The organism is Azonexus sp. (assembly GCF_041909095.1).
In the GTDB taxonomy this organism is placed as follows: Bacteria; Pseudomonadota; Gammaproteobacteria; order Burkholderiales; family Rhodocyclaceae; genus Azonexus.
In genome coordinates this window covers 136,082-156,537 of sequence record NZ_JAYREB010000005.1, presented here as the reverse complement: position 1 = coordinate 156,537, position 20,456 = coordinate 136,082, and the positions used below count along the sequence as shown (strand labels likewise).

General features: G+C 62.8%; 21 protein-coding genes. 3 read left to right on the top strand and 18 right to left on the bottom strand.

Annotation, left to right across the window (positions count from 1 at the left end; genetic code table 11):
• Nucleotides 1–81 precede the first annotated feature (81 nt).
• Nucleotides 82–771, top strand: coding sequence for a hypothetical protein (locus ACE3OV_RS11645; RefSeq protein ID WP_374327297.1), 690 nt, complete (start codon nt 82–84; stop codon nt 769–771).
• A 232-nt stretch (nt 772–1,003) separates the two neighbouring features.
• On the opposite strand, the gene ACE3OV_RS11640 is transcribed toward ACE3OV_RS11645, so the two are convergent.
• Nucleotides 1,004–1,279 (bottom strand): HigA family addiction module antitoxin, encoded by a 276-nt coding sequence (locus ACE3OV_RS11640; protein WP_374327295.1) that lies wholly within the window; start codon nt 1,277–1,279, stop codon nt 1,004–1,006.
• A gap of 76 nt (nt 1,280–1,355) precedes the next feature.
• Here ACE3OV_RS11640 and ACE3OV_RS11635 point away from each other — a divergent pair, with 76 nt between their 5' ends.
• On the top strand, nt 1,356–1,778 hold the full coding sequence (locus tag ACE3OV_RS11635) for a type II toxin-antitoxin system PemK/MazF family toxin (protein WP_374327294.1): 423 nt from the start codon (nt 1,356–1,358) through the stop codon (nt 1,776–1,778).
• Between the two features lie 150 nt (nt 1,779–1,928).
• Here ACE3OV_RS11635 and ACE3OV_RS11630 read toward each other — a convergent pair whose 3' ends face one another.
• From ACE3OV_RS11630 to nifH, 10 genes are all read right to left on the bottom strand, one after another.
• Entirely contained in the window at nt 1,929–2,897 is a 969-nt protein-coding gene (locus tag ACE3OV_RS11630; RefSeq protein WP_374327292.1) for a hypothetical protein, read from the bottom strand.
• A 2-nt stretch (nt 2,898–2,899) separates the two neighbouring features.
• Nucleotides 2,900–3,673, bottom strand: a complete 774-nt coding sequence (locus tag ACE3OV_RS11625) for a 4Fe4S-binding leucine-rich repeat protein (protein WP_374327291.1) — start codon at nt 3,671–3,673, stop codon at nt 2,900–2,902.
• Between the two features lie 62 nt (nt 3,674–3,735).
• Complete coding sequence (gene fdxB / locus ACE3OV_RS11620; RefSeq protein ID WP_374327289.1) at nt 3,736–4,011, bottom strand: ferredoxin III, nif-specific; 276 nt, start codon at nt 4,009–4,011, stop codon at nt 3,736–3,738.
• A gap of 206 nt (nt 4,012–4,217) precedes the next feature.
• The gene (locus ACE3OV_RS11615) at nt 4,218–4,481 is read right to left on the bottom strand and encodes a DUF6129 family protein (RefSeq protein WP_374327288.1); all 264 of its coding nucleotides are present in this window, start codon (nt 4,479–4,481) and stop codon (nt 4,218–4,220) included.
• A gap of 1 nt (nt 4,482) precedes the next feature.
• Nucleotides 4,483–5,208: a dinitrogenase iron-molybdenum cofactor N-terminal domain-containing protein gene (locus ACE3OV_RS11610; RefSeq protein WP_374327287.1), complete on the bottom strand. Its 726-nt coding sequence runs from the start codon at nt 5,206–5,208 to the stop codon at nt 4,483–4,485.
• 64 nt (nt 5,209–5,272) lie between these two features.
• On the bottom strand, nt 5,273–5,464 hold the full coding sequence (locus tag ACE3OV_RS11605) for a 4Fe-4S binding protein (RefSeq protein WP_298396509.1): 192 nt from the start codon (nt 5,462–5,464) through the stop codon (nt 5,273–5,275).
• 16 nt (nt 5,465–5,480) lie between these two features.
• Nucleotides 5,481–5,708 (bottom strand): putative nitrogen fixation protein NifT, encoded by a 228-nt coding sequence (gene nifT / locus ACE3OV_RS11600; RefSeq protein WP_374327286.1) that lies wholly within the window; start codon nt 5,706–5,708, stop codon nt 5,481–5,483.
• A gap of 53 nt (nt 5,709–5,761) precedes the next feature.
• Nucleotides 5,762–7,327, bottom strand: a complete 1,566-nt coding sequence (nifK, locus tag ACE3OV_RS11595; protein WP_374327284.1) for a nitrogenase molybdenum-iron protein subunit beta — start codon at nt 7,325–7,327, stop codon at nt 5,762–5,764.
• A gap of 65 nt (nt 7,328–7,392) precedes the next feature.
• Nucleotides 7,393–8,865 (bottom strand): nitrogenase molybdenum-iron protein alpha chain, encoded by a 1,473-nt coding sequence (gene nifD, locus ACE3OV_RS11590; protein WP_374327282.1) that lies wholly within the window; start codon nt 8,863–8,865, stop codon nt 7,393–7,395.
• A 104-nt stretch (nt 8,866–8,969) separates the two neighbouring features.
• Nucleotides 8,970–9,920, bottom strand: coding sequence for a nitrogenase iron protein (gene nifH / locus ACE3OV_RS11585; protein ID WP_374327281.1), 951 nt, complete (start codon nt 9,918–9,920; stop codon nt 8,970–8,972).
• Nucleotides 9,921–9,966: 46 nt separating this feature from the next.
• Here nifH and ACE3OV_RS11580 point away from each other — a divergent pair, with 46 nt between their 5' ends.
• A complete protein-coding gene (locus ACE3OV_RS11580; RefSeq protein WP_374327280.1) occupies nt 9,967–10,857 on the top strand; it encodes an NAD(+)--dinitrogen-reductase ADP-D-ribosyltransferase in 891 nt (296 codons plus the stop codon).
• 11 nt (nt 10,858–10,868) lie between these two features.
• Here ACE3OV_RS11580 and ACE3OV_RS11575 read toward each other — a convergent pair whose 3' ends face one another.
• The 7 genes from ACE3OV_RS11575 to ACE3OV_RS11545 form a co-directional block, all read right to left on the bottom strand.
• Entirely contained in the window at nt 10,869–12,014 is a 1,146-nt protein-coding gene (locus tag ACE3OV_RS11575) for a two-component system response regulator (RefSeq protein ID WP_374327278.1), read from the bottom strand.
• Nucleotides 12,015–12,041: 27 nt separating this feature from the next.
• Nucleotides 12,042–12,272, bottom strand: a complete 231-nt coding sequence (locus tag ACE3OV_RS11570) for a hypothetical protein (RefSeq protein ID WP_374327277.1) — start codon at nt 12,270–12,272, stop codon at nt 12,042–12,044.
• A gap of 77 nt (nt 12,273–12,349) precedes the next feature.
• On the bottom strand, nt 12,350–13,303 hold the full coding sequence (locus tag ACE3OV_RS11565; RefSeq protein WP_374327276.1) for a hypothetical protein: 954 nt from the start codon (nt 13,301–13,303) through the stop codon (nt 12,350–12,352).
• Nucleotides 13,304–13,673: 370 nt separating this feature from the next.
• On the bottom strand, nt 13,674–14,048 hold the full coding sequence (locus ACE3OV_RS11560) for a hypothetical protein (RefSeq protein WP_374327275.1): 375 nt from the start codon (nt 14,046–14,048) through the stop codon (nt 13,674–13,676).
• A gap of 8 nt (nt 14,049–14,056) precedes the next feature.
• Nucleotides 14,057–15,010, bottom strand: a complete 954-nt coding sequence (locus ACE3OV_RS11555; protein WP_374327274.1) for a hypothetical protein — start codon at nt 15,008–15,010, stop codon at nt 14,057–14,059.
• A 275-nt stretch (nt 15,011–15,285) separates the two neighbouring features.
• On the bottom strand, nt 15,286–17,352 hold the full coding sequence (locus ACE3OV_RS11550) for a hypothetical protein (RefSeq protein WP_374327273.1): 2,067 nt from the start codon (nt 17,350–17,352) through the stop codon (nt 15,286–15,288).
• A gap of 4 nt (nt 17,353–17,356) precedes the next feature.
• Nucleotides 17,357–20,326, bottom strand: coding sequence for a type VI secretion system Vgr family protein (locus ACE3OV_RS11545; protein WP_374327272.1), 2,970 nt, complete (start codon nt 20,324–20,326; stop codon nt 17,357–17,359).
• Nucleotides 20,327–20,456 lie beyond the last annotated feature (130 nt).

Sequence of the window (20,456 nt, the reverse complement as noted above, 5' to 3'; positions counted from 1 at the left end):
AATCATGGCAGCTACCGCTGCGGGCGGCTTCCGCCGCTACCTCGGGACGGGGAAGTCCCTTTCATTCGTTAGGGCTCACTGATGGCCATCGTTACACACACTGTCGATTACCATGTCCAGCAACATTGGGGCCGATTGAATGCCTTGGCGTGGCATTACTATGGTATTGCAGAGTCATCGTACGACCAGTTCCTTTATGCCGAAAAGAATCTAGTTCCATTTCCAGGAGATGGCGATCCCAAGGAGCATTTCGCTAGCGAAAGACGCTTGCTCGATGCATCTTTCCAGACAATCGTCTTCGCCGGTATGGCATGTGAAGCAGCTATCTATGATCTAGCTGCTATCCAGCTTGGTGATGACTACGCGAGCACCTATCTCGATAAACTAGATTTAGTAGCCAAATGGGTAGTAGTTCCTTCATTAATTTGTGGCCAAACATTGAAGCTGGATGGTCCTGCCATTAACTCTTTGCGCACACTGACCCGTACACGTAACGCACTAGTTCATCACAAGTCGATTCCAGGATTTCCTGCCCAAGAAGCATGTCAACGTGCTGAAGATCAGCTGAATAAAATCATTCGAAATACAGGCGCTGCCTTTCAAGCAGTAGTCTTGCTGTCTCTCGAATTAAACCGCGTCCTAAAAACCCCTTCCGGTGTACTTCCGTTCTTTGAAAAGACGGTTGGGCATCTTGCGGGAAAAACCGCCTCTCCTCAAATTGAACGGGCCATTAATCGTTGTCGGGAAATCGATGCCAAAAATGCGACCTAACCATCCTATATGGACTCCCCCGAAAAGCAATGAAACTGATCGATAGATCTGGCAGGTCGGAAGCGCATGCAGTCGTATATCCGGCATCTGTTGTGGGTTCTGTGTGACCCGTGCCGACATGGAATCTGCGCACGGTGCGCCAGTCGCTCAAAGCGGTACGCAAACTGCCGGCAGAGTTAACGACGTCAATCCGTGGGGGTGCGACCCGATTAGCCATGATGGGCGATCAGTCTCAACGCAAAGGCGAGGTAGGGGCCACCCACAAGTCGTAATCCATTTGCATTCCCAGCCAGATTTCCGCGCGCCCGCCGCGTTCCGGGCCGAGCCAGGCTTCGATGCGGCGCGCCATTTCCGGTGAAATGGCGGCATGGCCGTTGAGGACGCGTGAGAGCGCGGTACGGGTGACGCCCAACTGATGGGCTGCCTCGGTGACCGTCAGCCCGAGCGCGGGCAGTACGTCTACCTTGAGCGTTTCGCCGGGGTGCGGCGGGTTGAACATCCGTCCCATGTGCTTCTCCTTGTTGTACAGCGCCTCTGTGCGTTTCGCAGTTCCCAATGTCAAAAATATGAATATAGAATAGCGCATGGCTATTCAATTCCATCCCGAACAAGGCACCATAGTCATTTGCGACTTCAACGGGTTTGTTCCTCCGGAAATGGTCAAGCGCCGCCCAGCTGTCGTTGTGTCGCCACGCCTGCGCAAACGCACCGGTCTGTGCACCGTGGTTCCGTTGAGTACTACACCGCCAGAGCCGATTTGCCCCTACCACTTCAAACTCCATGTAGCCCCAACTCTTGCGCCACCATACGACGCGCCTTTTCACTGGGTGAAGGCCGACATGCTCTACACAGTGGCGTTTAGCAGGTTGCATCTACCGTTCAATGGCAAAGATGCTTTGGGGAAAAGGAATTACGACGTTCGCGTACTGGATGAAGCGGATTTGCTTAAAATTCAAGATTGTATGCTTCATGCTCTCGGTTTGATGCGCTTGACTTCATACCTGTGAGCGCATATATTGGCCTCGTTCCCGCTCTGCTTTGGCATCGGGCTGAAGTCCTCCTCGTGAGGCCGCTACGCACCGGAGATTGCAATCCAGCGTGGTGTCTTAGGGCCCTGCCGCAAGGCGGGGCCTTTGCTTTTTGGTCCGAGCTCCCGCTCAAACCGCATACGGCCGGTGTAGCCAGTTGCGGATGATGTCCACGTCGCGTTGCGGCAGGTAGGCGAAGCCGCTTAGGGCGTCTTCGACGGTGCTTTGGGCGACCCAGTGGGGGACGGCCTTGGTGGTGAGCATGTGGAAGTACCAGGCCATCGGGTAGCCGACGGCGCGGTCGAAGCGTTGCAGGGCTTCCTGCAGCTTGAGGCCGCTGGTGCCGGGGGCGGCTTCGAAGTCGGGCGGGTCGCCGGCCAGGGTGGCGATGGGTTGGGCGCGGAAGATCGGCTGCTGATAGCGGTCGAGGTGTTCGCGGGTGGCGATGACCCAGTGGTTGGCGTAGATGCTGTTGGCGCCGGCACTGCTGTTCGACCAGTCGTCGACCATGCGGTGGATGGGGGCGGCTTCCTGCTTTTGCGCCTGCATGCGCTTGAGGAAGGCGCCGATGTGCTGGATCCGGCGCAGCGTGTAATAGGGCAGGCTGAGCGGCTTGGGCGCGAGGTTGCCGCCGCGCGGGTCGACCAGTTCTTCGAGGCTGGCCGGTTCGTTGGCGAACAGGCGATGGGCCCGGGTTTCCTGCAGTTCCTCGATTTCCAGTTGCAGGAAGTCGTCGGCGCCGTCGCTGACGGTGGCGGTCAGGTAATGGGTCTGGCCGACCAGGCGGGTGGCGTACAGGGTTTGCCCTTCGTTCTCCTCGATCAGTTGCTGGATGTCGCCGTCGCAGGCGTCGAGGGCGCTTTCCGCCCATTGTTCGAGGTTGTCGCTGATCCGCTCGCCGCTTTCGTCGACGATGCCGCCCAGGCGATACCAGCCGCCGCGCGCCAGGGCGTGGCGGAATTGCCAGTCGGGCAGGGCCTGGTGCAGGGCGCGGGCGAGGCTGGCGCCGCCGGCGCTGACCGGGGTGCGGGCGCAGGTTTCGACGATGGCGGGCGACAGGGATTTGCAGTATTCGGTCCAGGCCTGGTTGCTTTTCATGGTCACTTTCCGGCGGTAGGGGTGTCGTTGTTTTCGGCGAGTCGGTGGGCGACGGCTTCCCGGACTTCGAGTTCGGGGTCGTCGAGCAGGGGCGGCAGCAGGGCGGGCGGGGCGTTGCCGACGGCGGCCAGGCGGACCCACCACTCGCTGTCGGCGAGCAGGCGGGCGGCGAGTTCGGGCAGGGCGCGCTCGGCGACGAGGGCGCGGACTTCGGGTTCGGGGTCGTCGGCCAGCAGGTGCAGGGCGAAGGGCGGCAGGCGGCTGGCGATGACCTTGCGCACTTCGCGCTCCGGGTCGCGCGCCAGTTGGGCGAGCTGGCCGTGGGGCAGGCGGCGGGCGACGGTGGCGCGTATCAGGTAGTCGCGGTCGTCGATCAGGCGCTGGAGTTCGTTTTCCGGCAGGCGGGCGGCGACGCTGAGGCGGACTTCGCGGTCGGGGTCGCCGGTCATGGCGACCAGTTGGGTGTCGGGCAGGCGGCTGGCGACGACGCGGCGGACAACTTCGTCGCTGTCGGTACGCAGGCGGAAGATGCGGTCGATCGGCGCGTAGCGGGCGGCGATGGCACGCCGTTCCCAGAAGATGTCGTCGAGGTAGTCCTCGGCTTCAGCGGGGTTGCGGCGAAAGAAGCGGTCGATCTGGCGACCGCTGTGGGCGCGTACGCAGGCATCGCCGGGCTGGCAGCGACCGGCCTCGGGAAAGGCCGGGGCGAGCGGACAATGCGCGCAAAGTCCGCCGCTCGGGCGTTCCTGCTTCTGGTCCTTGACTGGCTGGTCCATGCCCGGGCGGGTGACGCTGGATTCCGGTCCATGCCGCTGGCCTGGCCAGCGGCATGGCGCAATCACATCGCCAGCGGTGCGTAGGTGAAACAGTTCTTCGGGCAGACACGACCGCAGGCGCTGCAGCCGATGCAGTCGTCGAGGTCCTTGAGCGTCATCTTGGCGGCGGCGCTTTCGTCTTCGTCGTCGTCTTCGTCGGAGTCGATCAGGTTGAGCACATCGCGCGGGCAGACCTTGTAGCAGCGGCCGCAGCCGATGCATTTGTCTTCGGCCAGTGCGACGACGAACTCGGGAACCCAGGTGGCGCCGCCACGGGTCAGCGCAGTGTAATCAGCCATGAAATTTCCTTTCTAGACAAGCGCCGGGCCGGTGGCTGCCGGCCGCGGTTTGTGCGGTGTATGCAGATTCGGCGGTTGGCGGTTTCCTGTCGGTTGCCGTTACTGCCGGGTTACGTTTCCCTGTTGAGCAAATTTGGTGCCACTGCTCAAGTTATTGTTTTTTCGTGCTTTATGCCGCCTATTGTCGGAAAGGCGACAAGCGGTTTTCAGACTTCGTCGCTGTCCCGACTGGCGACGATGACGCCGTTGGCCACGTTCAGGTCGCTGGTCGCTTCCAGGCAGTGGCCGCTGACGCCGGTAATCAGGTAGATCAGGGCTTCCGGGGTTTCGGCGACCGGATTCAGGCGCGGCGAGATGTCGTCCTCGCTGCATTCGGTGAAGATCAGGTCGGGGAAGGTGGCGCGCAAGGCGCCGACGTGTTCCCTGCGACCGACGGCGGCGACGACTTCGGCGAGGCGTTCGGGGCTCATCTCAGGCCTCCTCTTCGTCCAGGGTTTCGGCGTAGCGTTCGAGCGAGCCGGCGCTGACGCCCATGATGCGGGCCAGCCAGGGCGGCGGGTTGCCGAGCACGGCTTGCACTTCGCCGAGGATTTCGCGGGCCGGGCCGCCCTTGGGCTTCTTCAGCGGATGCACGCCGGCGCGCACGACCTTGGCCGCGGCCGGGCCGCCGATCGATTGCAGGAAGATGATCTGGCAGTCGTTGATGACGGCGGCGCGGGCAGCGTTGCGGTCTTCGGCGGCATCGGCGTCGAGGCCGGAGCGCACATCGATGAGACGGATTTCGCTGGGCGAGAGCTGGTAGATCAGGAAGTTCTCGCAGGAGCCGAAGTGGCCGTCGAGGTTCTCGCCGCGGTTGGAAGCGACGGCGACGCGGATCGAGCCGGGCATGTCGCCATCCTGGTAGGCGGCGGGGACCGGCTTTTCGCTACCGCCGATGTCCTCGCCCCAGAGCACGCGGACGGCCTGCTTGAGGGTTTCCGGGGGGACGCCGACGGTGCAGTTTTCGTCGGCGTGGTCACCGGCGAGGATTTCGCGCAGATCTTCGACGGTGAGGCCGGCGAGCTTGCTTTCGGTGATCGGCAGTTCGAGTTTTTCGGCCAGCGCATTGACCAGGGCGCGCACGTCGAGCCCTTCCAGGGTTCGGGCGGCCAAGGCTATGCGGAGTGCGGCTTCGCGGGAGGCGACGGGTTGGCTCATGGGAATCTCCTGGGGTGAAGGCGGTTAATGGAGCACCCGTTGCCGGGTGCTCGGTTAGCCGTACTCAGGCCGGCGAGATACAGCCCGAGGGGCAGACGTTCACGCACATCGGCGTGTCGTTTTCACCCTCGCACTCGGTGCAGGTGGCGGCGTCGATGGTGTAGAACACCTTGCCCTTCTTGATCGCCTTGGTCGGGCAGATCGGACGGCAATCGTCGCAGGCGGTGCACATGTCGGGATCGATATACATTGCCATGATGCTTCTCCTAAATTCAGTCTTCCGCCGCGCCCAGCCGCTTGGCCCGGACCGAAATGGGCAGGCGGGCGGGTTTGGCGATCGGGTCAACGAAGTAGCTGCCACCGTTTTCCAGCATCAGCACGCCGCCCCATTTTTCCGGGGTGTCGAACTCGATGGACTCGATGGCAGCTTCCAGGTCGCGCTTGGGCAGGTAGAACACCAGCCCACCTGCCGCATTCTGGCGAATCATGATGTTGGCCATTGCTTGCTCCGGTGGCGAGCCGGGCGGCGAACCGCCCGGCTCCTGGCTGCGGGTTAGCGGACCAGATCGTGGTTGTAGTCGGTGACGCCCATTTCGCGGGTTTCGTCGTCGAGACGTTCGAGAACCGCGTTGGTCAGGGTGGTCAGGACGTACATGGCGCCTTCGTAGCCCAGCGTCGTCATCCGGTGCAGGTGGTGGCGGTCGAAGATCGGGAAGCCGATGCGGATGACCGGAACTTCGAATTCCTTGCCCTTATGCACGGTGTCGCGCTGGATGAACTTGGCGTAGCTGTTGCCGATCAGGAAGTCAGGCTTGTCGGTGAAGCACAGGCTGCGCAGGTGCCACAGGTCGGCGCCCGGGTAGACCTTGCCATGGACGCCGTAGGGCGAGCTGGCGAGCAGCTTTTCCATGGCCTTCGCCCACTTCTTGCCGCCGTTGTGGCAGACGATGTGGGTCGGCTCGATGCCGAATTCCATCATCATCTTGACCATGCCCATCAGGAAGTCCGGATCGCCGTAGATGGCCATCTTCTTGCCGTGCAGCCAGGCATGCGAGTCGGTCATCATGTCGATCAGGCGACCGCGCTCGAGCTTGATCGAGGCCGGGATTTCCTTGCCGGTGGCTTCCGAGACCTTCATCAGGAACTCGTCGGTCCATTCCACACCCATCGGGATGTTGGTCTTCGGGATTTCGTGGTTCCAGGTGTTTTCGACGAACTTCTTCGTCTTCTCGCAGGTCATCGGCTGGATCAGGAAGGTGTTGATGGCGTTCGGCGCATCCTTGACCTCGTCCATCGTCGTGCCGCCGGCGTACATGCGGAATTCGCCGTCAGCCGGGGTGTCGAGCACTTCTTCCGGGTCGCACAGCATGGTGTAAGCGACGTCCATTTCCTTCAGGTAGCGCTTGATCACACGGTAGTTGCCGAGGTAGGTCTCGAAGCCCGGCACGATGTTGATCTTGCCGTTGGAGCCGACGACCTTGCCTTCCATGGTGTTCAGCGTGAAGTAGCGCAGGATGCCTTCTTCCATGTTGTCCCAGCCGGTGACATGGCTGCCGACGAACGACGGGGTATGGGCGAACGGCACCGGGAAGTCCTTGTCCAGATGACCTTCGTTCTTGGCGTTGTTGATGAACGCGTTCAAGTCGTCGCCGATGACTTCGGCGATACAGGTGGTGGACATGGCGATCATTTCCGCGTCGTAGAGCTTGGTCGCGTTGGCCAGGCCTTCATGGACGTTCTTCTGGCCACCGAACACGGCTGCATCTTCGGTCATCGAGTCGGCGATGAAGGCGATCGGTTCCTTGAAGTGGCGGTTGAAGTAGGTGCGGAAGTAAGCCACACAGCCTTGCGAGCCGTGGATGTACACCAGGGACTTCTTGAAGCCCAGGCCGCACAGGGCGGAACCGAGCGGCTGGCAGGCCTTGGCCGGGTTGACCGTCAGCGCTTCGCGCTTGAAGTTGAGTTCCTGGTATTCCTTGGTGGTGGTCCACTCGAAGGTTTCGCGGACCTTGTCCGGGGCGTGGCCTTCTTCGAAGACTTTCTTGCCCTTCAGCGTTTCCTTGTAGTCGTCATCGCGGAACAGCGGGAAACACGGCTTGATTTTCTCTACGGTTTGCATCTTGATCTCCTTCGCCCGCACCACCAATCCGTGGATACGGGCGTAAGTTTAGGATTGCCGCCTGATCAGGCAGCCTTCTGTTCTGCAGCGACGGGGGCCTTGTCCCACGGGGCCTTCATCATGTTCCAGCACGGGTTGTTCAGCGTCAGGTCCATGTCCTTGGCGAAGATGGCGAAGCCGTCGCAGCCGTGGTACGGGCCCGAGTAATCCCAGGAGTGGAGTTGGCGGAACGGAATGCCCATCTTGTGGAAGACGTACTTTTCCTTGATGCCGGAGCCGATCAGGTCGGGCTTGCAGGCCTTGACGAATTCTTCGAACTCGTAGCCGGTGACGTCGTCGTAGATCAGGGTGGCGTCGCCCATTTCCTTGATCGTGCGGTCGTAGTCGTCGTTGTGGGCGAATTCGTAGCCGGTACCGACCACTTCCATGCCCAGGTCTTCGTAGGCGCCGACCACGTGACGCGGACGCAGGCCGCCGACGTAGAGCATGACCTTCTTGCCTTCCAGGCGCGGCTTGTACTTGGCAATGACCTCGTCCATCATCGGCGTGTATTTGGCGATGACGGCCTCGGCACCTTCCTTGATCTTGTCGTCGAAGAAGGAAGCGATCTTGCGCAGCGATTCCTTGATCTTGGTCGGGCCGAAGAAGTTGTATTCCATCCATGGAATCCCGTACTTCTCTTCCATGTGCCGGCTGATGTAGTTCATCGAGCGGTAGCAGTGCAGCAGGTTCAGCTTGACCTTGGGGGTGTTTTCCATTTCCGCCAGGGTGCCGTCGCCGGACCACTGGGCAACCACGCGCAGGCCCATTTCTTCGAGCAGGATGCGCGAAGCCCAGGCGTCGCCGCCGATGTTGTAGTCGCCGAGGATGGCAACATCGTACGGGGTGGTTTCGAAAGCCTGTCCGTCGCGGTTGGAGAGGATCCAGTCACGCACCGAGTCGTTGGCGATGTGGTGGCCGAGCGACTGCGAAACACCGCGGAAGCCTTCGCAGCGAACCGGGATGACCGGCTTGCCGATCTGGGCAGCAGCTTTCTTGGAGACGGCTTCGATGTCGTCACCGATCAGGCCGATCGGGCATTCCGACTGAACCGAGATACCCTTGTTCAGCGGGAACAGGATTTCGATTTCCTCGATCAGCTTGGCCAGCTTCTTGTCACCGCCGAAGACGATGTCGCGTTCCTGGAAGTCCGAGGTGATGTTCAGTTCGCAGAAGGCATCGACACCGGTGGTGCCGACGTAGTAGTTGCGGCGACCGGCGCGGGCGTACTGGCCGCAGCCGACGGGACCGTGCGAGATCGAGATGATGTCCTTGATCGGACCCCAGACCACGCCCTTGGAACCGGCGTAGGCACAACCACGCATGGTCATGACGCCCGGCAGGGACTTGCGGTTGGAGGTGATGCACTTCTTCGACGACTCCAGGGTGGTGTCGTTGACCATCAAGTGCTTGGCCCGATCCTTCTTGGCCTTCTCGGGGTAAATCTCCAGCACCTCGGCAATGAGGGCGGCCGATTCTTCGCGGGTAAGCGCTGCCATGTGAAACTCCTTTCGTTGCGCCGGCATCTATCTGTGCACGACGCCACAGTGGGTATTGAAAATTCCGTGGGATGCCGCCGGAGCGGCGATCCCGATGGCGAATATCAGGCGGCCAGTTCGGCAGCGGTCTTGCCGACGATGGATTCGTCTTCCGCTTCCATGATGCCGAATTCCATCAGCAGGTCTTCCAGCTCTTCCATCTCGACCGGGGTCGGGATGACGAAGTTGGTGTTGTTGACGATCTTGTTGGCCAGGGCGCGGTACTCGTCGGCCTGCTTGTGGGTCGGATCGTATTCAACGCAGGTCATGCGGCGGATTTCGGCGTGCTGCACAACGTTGTGACGCGGCACGAAGTGGATCATGGTGGTGCCCAGGCGCGAGGCCAGAGCCATGATCAGTTCGTCTTCGCGGTCGGTGTTGCGCGAGTTGCAGATCAGGCCGGCCAGACGCACGCCGCCGGAGTTGGCGTACTTGACGATGCCCTTGGCGATGTTGTTGGCGGCGTACATGGCCATCATTTCGCCGGAGCAGACGATGTAGATTTCCTGGGCCTTGTTTTCGCGGATCGGCATGGCGAAGCCACCGCAGACCACGTCACCGAGCACGTCGTAGAAGACGAAGTCGAGGTCTTCGTCATAGGCGCCTTCTTCTTCCAGGAAGTTGATGGCGGTGATGACGCCGCGGCCGGCACAGCCGACGCCGGGTTCCGGACCGCCGGATTCGACGCACTTGACGCCGCCGAAACCAACCGACAGGACGTCTTCGAGTTCGAGGTCTTCGACCGAACCGGCTTCAGCAGCCAGGTGCATGACGGTGGTTTGAGCCTTGCTGTGCAGGATCAGACGGGTCGAGTCAGCCTTCGGGTCGCAGCCGACGATCATGACCTTCTTGCCGGATTCGGCGAGAGCGGCCACCAGGTTCTGGGTGGTGGTGGACTTGCCGATGCCACCCTTGCCGTAGATGGCGCATTGACGCAGTTTTGCCATGGTGTAATCTCCTTGAACTGTCAGTCGATTTGAAAATGATTGGTGAGTGTCGCGACTGACCTTCTGCACGGAGCGTGCCAGGTCGACTGACAGAACTCAACTCACTGATTATTCAATGGAAAATATTTCCTGGCAGCCGCCCGAGGGGGCGCGGGTTTGCGACAATGCGGGCGGCCTGTGTCGGGGTGACGACAAAGCGAGCCTGCCGCGCGAGGCCAGGCTGCCGATCAATCGCTGCAACCTGCCGGCGGTGGTGCTGGGCAGCCTGACCTACCAGCGCCATCCCTCGCCGCTGCTGATCGACGGCGTCGCCGAACTGCATCACGACCTGTTCCGCCGCCTAGCCCTGGCCGGCGACGATGATGAGCGGCGTGGCGACGTCTTCCGTGACTACCTGACTGTCCGCTTCCAGCTCGAATGGCTTGAGGAAATGGGCTACACCGGGCGCCGCAAGGGGCGCGCCAAGGCCAATTACGTGCGCCTGATCCGCGGCTGGAGCTTCGATTCCGACAGCCGCGAGGGCGCGGTGTTGAAAGGCTGGGTCGAGTCGCGCTTCGGTCTGCTGCCGCGCTGGCATGGCATGCCGCTGCGCGAGACCGGCAGCGAAAGCTGGCAGCGCTACCTGGAAATGCGCGCCAGCGGCCTGTACGGGACGAATGCGCTGGAAGCCCAGCTCGACCTCGTCTATACCTATTGCCAGTACGAACTGGCGCGGCGCCACAACGGCGCCCGCCATGTCACCCTGTACCGCGGGGTCAATCGCGTTGCCGACTACGAAATCCTGGGGCGTGGCGAAGGCGGCCGTTACACCCTGCTGCTCAACAACCTCAGTTCCTTCACCTGCAGCCGCGAGCGGGCCTGCGAGTTCGGCGACACCATCCTCGCCGTCGAGGTGCCGCTGACCAAGATCTTTTTCTACTGCGGCCTGCTGCCTGGCGTGCTGCAGGGTGAGGACGAGTTCCTGGCGATCGGCGGCGTCGCCGAGGTCACGCTGTCGACGCGCTGAAGCGCTGCGCTTCAGTCGGCCGGGTGTGGATCGGCGAGGCGGCCGGCGATTTCGGCAAAGGCGTCGATCTGCTTGAGGAAGCTGTCAACGATGCGCGGATCGAAATGCGTGCCGCGCCCTTCGCGGATGATGCCGACCACCTGCTCGAGCGGGAAGGGCGGCTTGTAGTGGCGGCGCGAGACCAGGGCGTCGAAGACATCGGCCAGCGCCATCAGCCGCGCCGCCAGCGGGATGTCCTCGCCCTGCAGTTGCTGAGGATAGCCCTTGCCGTTCCATTTTTCGTGGTGGCAGCCGGCGATTTCGCGGGCGACCTCGAGAAAGGTCAGCGCGTAGTGAATTTCTGCCGGCGGCTGCGGCTGGCTGGCGTGTTCGGCCAGCACGCGGTCGATCGCCTCGCCCAGCGCGTCGGCGCCGATCTGCGCATGCTGCATCATGATCGCGAATTCCGGCGGCGGCAGCGGGCCGGGTTTGCACAGGATCTCGTCGGGAATGCCGACCTTGCCGATGTCGTGCAGCGGCGCCGCCTTGGCGATCACCTTGCGCCGCGCCGGCGTCAGCACCGGCGCGAATTCGGGCTGCAGCGCCAGATCTTCCATCAGCAGTTCGATGTAGCAGCGCGTGCGTAGCAGGTGGTTGCCGGTCTCGTTGTCGCGTTTTTCGGCCAGCGTCGCCAGCGCGTGCAGGGCGACATCGCGCAGCAGCTCGATTTCCCGGGTGCGCTGGGCGACGCCTTCTTCCAGGCGCTCGTTTTCGCGGGCCAGACGGTCGCGTGCCGCCTTCAGTTCGAGCTGGGTGCGGATGCGCGCCTGCAGGATCGCCGGCCGGATCGGCTTGGCGATGTAATCGACGGCGCCCAGCGCCAGGCCGACCGCCTCGTCGGCATCGCTATCCATCGCCGTGACGAAGATCACCGGGATATTGACGGTCGCCGGGTTGGCGCGCAGTTGTTCGAGCGTCTGATAGCCGTCCATGCCCGGCATCATGATGTCGAGCAGGATCAGGTCGGGCGCCGGGCTACCGGCGGCGATGCGCAGTCCGCGCTCGCCGGAAGCAGCAACGCGGACGCGGTAATCGTGTTCGAGCATGCCGGCGACCACCGCCAGATTGTCCGGGGTGTCGTCGACGACGAGGATCGTTGGGCGTTCTCTTGCAGGCATGGTTCTGCCCTCATCTGGGTGGTGCGATCAGCGCGACCGATTTTTTAGAATTCTCTGATGCAGCGATGGTGCACCTGCGGCCAGGGCTTGTCCAGCTTGGGGCGCGGCGCTGGTTCTGGTTGTCCGCATGGTTTCCGTCATTCGTAACGCAAGCTGGTCTTGGTGACTTCTTGAGCTATTTTTACGATCGCGCAGGGTGATTGCTTCGACGCCGTTCGGGCGCTGCTCGCCGTTGGGGCCGACGACGATGGGGGTCATCGGTCCGGGGGCGGTGGGGTACTGCCGACTACGGATGATCGACAAGGGGGCAAGCCAGAAAATACCGGATGGCAAATTCAGAAATCCTTCTTTCCGTCGAGCCGCTGCCCCCACCAGGGGCGGTACCACTGACCGCGGCTGTTGGCCTCGCGGTCGACGCGGGCGGGGTCCTGAATTGCCGCTGGCTGCGGGTTGGGCAGGATCAGCATGGCGCGACCGGCGTCGGGATCGCGACTGGAGATATAGAGCACCGGGTGGCGGCGCTGGTTGGCGGCGTAGGCGGCGAGCAGCAGGGTGTAGCTGACGGTGTTGGCACCCAGTTCGTCGAACACTGCCGGCAAGTCGATGGCGTCGCGGTGCAGGTCGTAATCCGGCAGCAGGTCATGCAGCGCGGCGCCGGTATCGGCCAGGCGCTGCGCCGCAGCCGGCGTGTAACGACCGCAATCGCGGGCGACGGTACCGATCGCCGACGGCGCGATGTCGGCGCTGGCGCAAGCCTGCTCGACCGCCAGACGCAAGGCGGTGACGCGCGCCGACTCGCCCTTGACCTTGTCCACCGACTTCACCGGCACGACCGCCGGCGCGGTGAAGTAAGCCAGCGCCGAGCGCCCGCTGACAAAGCCCGGATGCGCCAGCATCAGCAGCACCGCAGCCTCGTTCGGCAATTCATCCTTCGGCCAGCTTGGCGAATCGACGGTGCCCAGCCAGATGACCTTGGCCTCCGGCGTCGGGATCTTGCCCAGCCCGGCTTCCAGCGTGGTCCATCCAGCGTTACCGGAGGCCAGGGTAAAGCTGCCGGGGCGGGTGTCCACTCCGAAGGACTGGTAAGCACTGTGCCAAAGCTCCCAGGCTTCCTCCGGCGTACGCTCTGCAGTGAATCCAGCGACGATGTGCAACTGCTTCATCCGCACCTCGTTCCACAGGAACTGGAGATAGCCGCCGCGAGCTGTCTCGTTGTAATAGCTGACGGTAAAGGAAAAGCTGGCAGTCAGTTCATCGAGTAGATTTTCGTCGAAACGGTAACGCGGCAAACGATGAGTTCCCGTCACACCTTTATAGGTTTTTGGAGGAGCGTCATCTGGCTTTAAAGCAAGCAGCGCTGGCAGGAAATGGTCGAGCGGGTATCCAGGATCAAACAGTGGCGAAATCGTACTGGCTCCGACCAGTTGAGCAACCGCTCCTGTCGGCCAGTCCGGCTTGACGGCGGCAGGCGCCGACTTGGCAGCGGCAAGCGCGGGGCGGTTGAATCCGAGGAAATCGAGTAATCCCATGCCCAGCGCTCCGCTCAGGAATTGGCGGCGGCTCTTCATTTCCATGGAATCTGGCGCACGGCAGCGGCGACGCCAGAGACATTCCGGGTCAGCAGCGCGAAGTTGGCGAAGGCTTGCATCGGGCGCAAGCTCAAGGGGCGGTTTCCGGCTTGATCCAGCTAATACCCGTGGTCGCCAGATACAAGGAGATGCGCGTTCCACACGCCCCCTGAAAAACCGCCGTCTCGCTCTTCTCGTCGGTCACCCCTTCAACGATTTGTCCGTCATCGCTCATGATCCGGTAGCGTATTCCGGCACTGGGCACGTCCTTGTTTTCGCTTCTGAGCGCGTAGCGATGGGCGCAGACCGCCGGGTTAGAGCCAGATGCCTGGCGCAACGCACGGTAATCGGACAACACAAAACCTGGCGACGGCTTGGGCGCCAAGGCCACGCAGGCGGTCAGCGCGTATGCCGCCAGCGCGAGCAACAGTGTTTTGTAATGCTGATTCTTCATGCAGACCTTCATCGCTCGCCTCAGAAATCCTTCTTCCCGTCGAGCCGTTGCCCCCACCAGGGGCGATACCACTGACCGCGGCTGTTGGCCTCGCGGTCGATGCGGGCGGGATCCTGAATTTCAGCCGGCTGTGGGTTGGGCAGGATCAGCATGGCGCGACCGGCGTCGGGGTCGCGGCTGGAGACGTAGAGCACCGGATGGTGACGCTGGTTGGCAGCGTAGGCGGCGAGCAGCAGGGTGTAGTTGACAGTGTTGGCGCCCAGTTCGTCGAACACTGCCGGCAGGTCGATGGCGTCACGGTGCAGGTCGTAATCCGGCAGCAGGTCGTGCAGCGCGGCGCCGGTATCGGCCAGGCGCTGCGCCGCAGCCGGCGTGTAACGACCGCAATCGCGGGCGACCGTGCCGATCGCCGACGGCGCGATGCCGGCGCTGGCGCAGGCTTGCTCGACCGCCAGGCGCAAGGCTGTGACGCGCGGCGACTCGCCCTTGACCTTGTCCACCGACTTCACCGGCACGACGGCCGGCGCGGTGAAGTAAGCCAGCGCCGAACGCCCGCTGACAAAGCCCGGATGCGCCAGCATCAGCAGCACCGCAGCCTCGTTCGGCAATTTGTATTTTGGCCAGCTCGGGGAGTCGACGGTGCCCAGCCAGATGACCTTGGCCTCCGGCGTCGCGATCTTGCCCAGACCGGCTTCCAGCGTGGTCCATCCGGCGTTGCCGGAGGCCAGGGTAAAGCTGCCGGGACGGGTGTTTTCGCCGAAGGCGAGATAGGCGGTATGCCAAAGCTCCCAGGCTTCTTCCGGCGTGCGCTCTGCGGCAAACCCGGCGACGATGTGCAACTGCTTCATCCGTACCTCGTTCCACAGGAACTGGTGGTAGCCGCCATAGGCCGTCTCGTTGTAGTAGCTAACAGTAAAGGAGAAACTGACGGTCAAAGTAGTAAGCAGGTTTTCTTCGGCCTGATACTTGGGCATATGACTTGATCCCGTTACCCCCTTGTAGATTTTTGGAGGAGCGTCTTCCGGCTTGAGGGCAAGCATGGTTGGAAGATAGTGTTCCAGCGGGTATCTGGGTGCCAGCAAAGGCGATATCAAACTGGCTCCAACCAGTTGAGCAACCGCTCCTGTCGGCCAGTCCGGCTTGACGGCGGCAGGCGCCGACTTGGCAGCAGCAAGCGCCGGGCGGTTGAATCCGAGGAAATCGAGTAATCCCATGCTCAGGGCTCCGGTCAAGAATTGGCGGCGGCTCTTCATCGCAGCAGGCCAAAGAAATTCTGTTGGCGCTCGTTCGAAATATCGGTGTTGGCCACCATGTGCGCGTGGTTGTAGGTGTATTGAACTTGATGGCTCTTGAACAAGCCGAGTTTCCAATAATGTTTAAAGCCTTCCGCATCCAGTCTTGAATCTTCCATGTACATCCAGTGTGCAAAGCGACGAAACTGATCCATGTCTTCCGCCGTAATCTTGCCCGGGTCGACGAAGCCAACCGCGACATCGTAGGCAACAACCTCCGCCGAATGCTCAGGGTTGGTCAGGATGGTGCCGTGGTCGGTGGCATTGGGATTTTCCGAGAGGTAGCGTTTCATCATCGCCCGCTCGTCTTCCGGGGTGTCGCCGATTTCGCCACGCCGCTTGGCGGCTTCGAGGCGGGCCCGTGTTTCAAATTCCCACTGGGCCTCAGTCTTCCCATCCCCCTTCGGTTCAGTTTTCTCGTCCATCTTTTCCGGCAGGATGTCCTGCCATTTTTCCCGGTTTGTCTTGTCCAGCGCATTGGAGACAGGATCCTTGTCTTCGTCGAACTGGGCTGATGTATCGCCGTAGCGCACGGAACGCGGCGTTACCGGCTTGGGCAGCACTGGAGCGGTAATCGGAACCTCCCTGTCCTTTTCGGGAGGGGTGTTGATCGGGATATCAATCATGCGCGACGCCGGCCAGATGAAGATTGAGGTCAACACGGTCAGGATGCGGGAAACAAAGCCCTGATTGTGGTTCAGGCTGAGCACGTAACGCATGTTCGGCGGATCGGGGTTCCAGAACTTGTTGGGGTCGTGGTTGTGCTTGATGTAGTGGTAGCGCTGCCAGGCTTCGCAGCCGACGGCAAAGGGCGGCGATTGATTGCCTCCAGCCTGCGCCCAGACCCGCTGGTAAATCTTGCCATCCCCCTTCACGGCATCGATGTCCTCATCGCGCAAGCCTTTCCAGCCGATGCCCTGGACCGGGGTGACACCAATCAACTGGTCGTGCGGATTGCAGTACAGGAAGACTTTGCCCCGATTGTCGCGATCCTTGCCGGGTTCGGGTTTGCGACGGGCAGCGTCCTTGTCCGGAAACTTTTCCATCTGGAACAAGGGGGTCTGGCTTTCGACATCCTTACAGCCCATGATCCGGTTGATCTCTTCCAGTGACTGACCCTTGCCGGCCCGTTTTGCCACCCCTTCGAGAAAGCGCTTGAAAGTATCCTTGCGGGCCGTAGCCGTGACATGCCCGAATTCGCCGAAGCCGCCGGGCTGCTTGGCGACGACGAATTCTTCCGTAGCGGGCGACTCCAGGTTGTAAGGCGGATTGCTCATGATGTAGGTATCGGCGATGAAGGATTCATCCTCCTTAAGACCGAGCATGGCGGCACCCAGCGCAATCATGTTGCCCTGGCTGTGGCAGAGCACGGTAATCGGGCAATCGGCCTGCTTCTTGCGAATCGCCTTGATCAGTTCCTTGAGGCGGTGCGAGGCATGCGCGTAATAGGCGCGCGGCGGGCAGGCATAGACTTCCCGGCCATCAACCGGAAACATGTTGAGGTAAAGCCACCAGAACACCCGGTCGTCCATACCGACGCCCCACATGTAGGGCAAGGCGCTCGTTCCGTTCTGGAAGGGACCGCCGCCCCAGGCATCCATTTCGTTGAGCCAGATGAAGCCGGTCTGCTTGTATTCCTTGTTTTCATCGATGGCATTGGGGTCACTTTTGTCCTCGCCGGCCAGCTTGTAGCCCCAACGGAAACGGATGACGGGCGAGCGTCCGACATCCTTGATGAAGTTCTCGCCGTCAAGAGTATCGTTCAGTTTTCCGCCGGCCAGGATTTCCGGTTCGTAGCTAGCCTTTTTCAATTTCCCCTCGGGATTCGGCGAGCAACGCAGGCCGAGTCGGTTATTCAGACCGTCGATCAATCCTTCCTCGGTTTGCTCATACCATTCCCCATCGGAATTGACGCCGTGCACGAAAATGATGATGCCCGGCAGATGGGAGAGATAGACGTGAGCCTTGTGCATGCCTTCGCATACCGTCAGGTCGCGGGAAGGGATATCAGCCGAATTTGTCATAGGTTCAATCCGAAAGTAAGGCGATGGTCGTGATCAGCAAGGCGTCTGACTCGACCAGTTCGGTTTCGCCCTGCTCATTGCTGATCCCCTCGACGACGCGACCGTCGCTCAGGCTGATGCGGTATTTCTGGCGGGCAATCGGTTCGCCGTCGGTGGCACGGTGAATGATGTACTGGCGCTTGAAATCGCCGGTTTGTATGAATTCGGGCAAGGCATAGCCGATCCCCTCCGGCCCACTGAACGACTTCTTGCTCGCATGCACCGTGATCGTCCCCGGGCACTGCACGGTGATCCCGCCGTCGATGGTGATGCTGGCCCCGCCCTTTACCGCCAGATGAATCTTCTTCGCCGCCGCGAAGTCGACGTGGGCGTTGGCCGAGACGATCTTCAGCTCCTGCTTGGCCTGGAACTTCATTTCGTCGCTTTGCGCCTGTAGGTCGATATCGTCTTTGGCGGCGATCAGTTTGATGCCGCTGTTGCCTTCGCCGGGGCGGATGGCGCCGGCCACCAGGCCGATGGCCTGGCCGGTGTGGATGCGGGCCTTGCCGGCGATGGCGAGGTTGCTGTCTTCGCCGCTTTCGAAGGTGGTGGTTTCGTCGTTGGCGTATTGCAGGTTCTGCCCGGCGACGTGGGCGAAGTTGGCGCGGGCGGCTTGCAGGATCGCCGGGTCGGTCGGGTGCGGGCGTTTGTCGGTGTCCGCCGTCGTGGTCTTGGCCTGGGCGTCGGCGCTGGCCTGGGTTTCGTCCTTGGCGTCGACCATGCCGCTGGCGACGGTGTGCAGGGCCTGGATCGGTGCGGCTTGGTCGTCGATGGCGCTTTGCCCGGCGCTGGTGCTGCCGATGGCGCTGGCGAGTTCGACGGTGCGGTGCGTTTTGGCGGCCTGGCTGAGCGTGCGGGCCAGGGTGTCGGCTTGTCTGAGCAGGGCCATGCCGGGGGCGAAGTCGCCGGCCGGGGTGCCGGGGGCGGCGAGCGGCCAGGTGCTCATCAGCACGCCGCGCCCGCCGCGCAGCGCGCCCCAGGCGTCGGTGCGAAGTTCGACGCCGGTGCCGCGGAAGCTGCCGCGGTAGTTGTCGGCCTGGTGGATGAGGTGGCCGAGGTTGAGTTCGCTGCTGTGCTGGGTGCTCTTGAGCTGGATGCGTTGCTGGCGGTCGCTGTCGTCCATGACCAGTTGGTTGTATCCCTGGCCGCCGAATTCCTTGCTCTTGAAGCCGCCGAGTGCGGCCGGGTGGCGGTGGCTGTTACTGGCGCCGCCGTGCCAGGCGGGACTGTTGCCGCCGGCGAGGTTGCCCTGGCCGGCCGGGCGGTGGTCGGTGGCGGGGTCGAAGACGCTGGTATCGCTTTCGCCCGGCCTGCCACCCGGGGTGGCGGGGATGCCGCCGGCGCCCTTGCCGTTGTAGAGGGCGCCGAGGACGTAGGGGCGGTCCATGTCGCCGTTGAGGAAGTCGATCAGCACTTCCTGGCCGATCCGTGGCAGCCATTGCCAGCCCATGCCGGGGCCGGCCTGGCGTTGCAGGACGCGCATCCAGCAGCTGTCGCGGTCGTCCGGCCGTTCGGCTTGTTGCCAGGGGAAGCGGATCTTGATCCGGCCGTAGCGGTCGCACCAGATTTCTTCGACGCCGTTCGGGCTCTGCTCGCCGTTGGGGCCGACGACGATGGCGGTCATCGGCCCGGGGGCGGTGGGGCGCGGGTTGAGGCGCAGGCCGGTGTCGTCGCTGAGCGCCGGCCGCCAGGGGAGGTCAGCGTGCAGGCCGGTGAAGCTGTTGCCGTAGCCGCGTTCGCGGGCGAGTTCGAGGAGTTCGGCGGGCACCTTGCTCGGCGCGGCGATCGGTTCGACGGCGTCGCCGCCGGAGAGCGGGTCGTCCTGGCCGAGGTTCTGCGCAACGCGCAGGCGCTCGGCGAGGCGGGCCATGGCGGCGGCGGTCAGGTTGTTGATGCCGGCGTGGTTCACCTCGCAGACCAGGTAGCGGTGATCGCCCGCCCTTGGCAGGTCGCCGATGGCGATCCAGGTGCCGGCGCTGAGGCTGCGCACCGTGCTGCGGCCGAGCCAGGTGAGGTAGCGGGCTTCGCGCGCTTCCATCGCCAGCCGCCCGTAGCGTTCGGCTTCGGCCAGGCTGGCGAAGGCGTAGGGGCCGGCGTCGTCGTAGTTCTCGAGAAGCGGCGCATGCGGCCCGCCGACCGGCTGCGCGGTCGGCACGCTGGCGGCGATGGCGCGCTTGGCCTTGTAGTCGTGCGACAGCAGCGTGGTTTTGGCGGCAAGCAGGCGGCGGTGTTCGCCGAAGGCGAGGATGGCGTCCTGGGCTTCCTGCGAATCGCTGCGGTGGTAGCGCAGGCCGCTGGCGGAGACCGGGTCCTGCGGCAGCAGGTGGCTGTCGGCGAAGATCGTCAGGCGGTGGCCGCCGGGCGCCGCGTCGTCGGCTTCGATGCGCCAGCCCAGGCCTTCTTCGGCGAGCAGGCGGGAGACGAACTGGTAGTCGGATTCGTTGTACTGCACGCAGTAGCTGCGCGGCCGGGTGTCGGCGAGGAAGCCGGCGACTTCGTCCGCCCATTGCCAGGCGGCGACGTCGGCGTAGTCGGCGAACACGGTGTCGACGATGTCGACCACCGTGCGTTCCTGGAAGACCCGGTGGTGACGGCCGCGCGAGGTCAGCCAGAGCCAGGGGATGACGATCAGCCGGTAGCGGCCGAAACCGCCGTCGGCGTCGAGCGTCGCCGCCCAGCGCACGTAGCCGTGGCGCTTGAAGGTGCTGCCGTCGGCCAGCCTGACCTCAAGCGCCAGCGCCTTGCCGAGGAAACGCGACTGGCCGAGCCGGGCGTCCGGCGCGACGAGATCGATGACGTACTCGAAACCGCCCGACAGGCTCTCCCGCCCCCACCAGCATTCGACTTCCAGCTGCGGCATTCCTTCGTCCCGCCAGGACAGCGCATACAGGCGCGTGTCGCTCGAGAACAGGTTGCGCACGAGGTCGATGGACATGGCGGTGGCAGCGAAATGGGAAGCCGGAAGGATAGCGAAGATGGTGTCATGTGACAATGGAATAAACGGGGCGGACGCCCACGCGTTGATGGATGCTTGTCGCAAACCCGACAGGCGCCCGCCGGGCTTT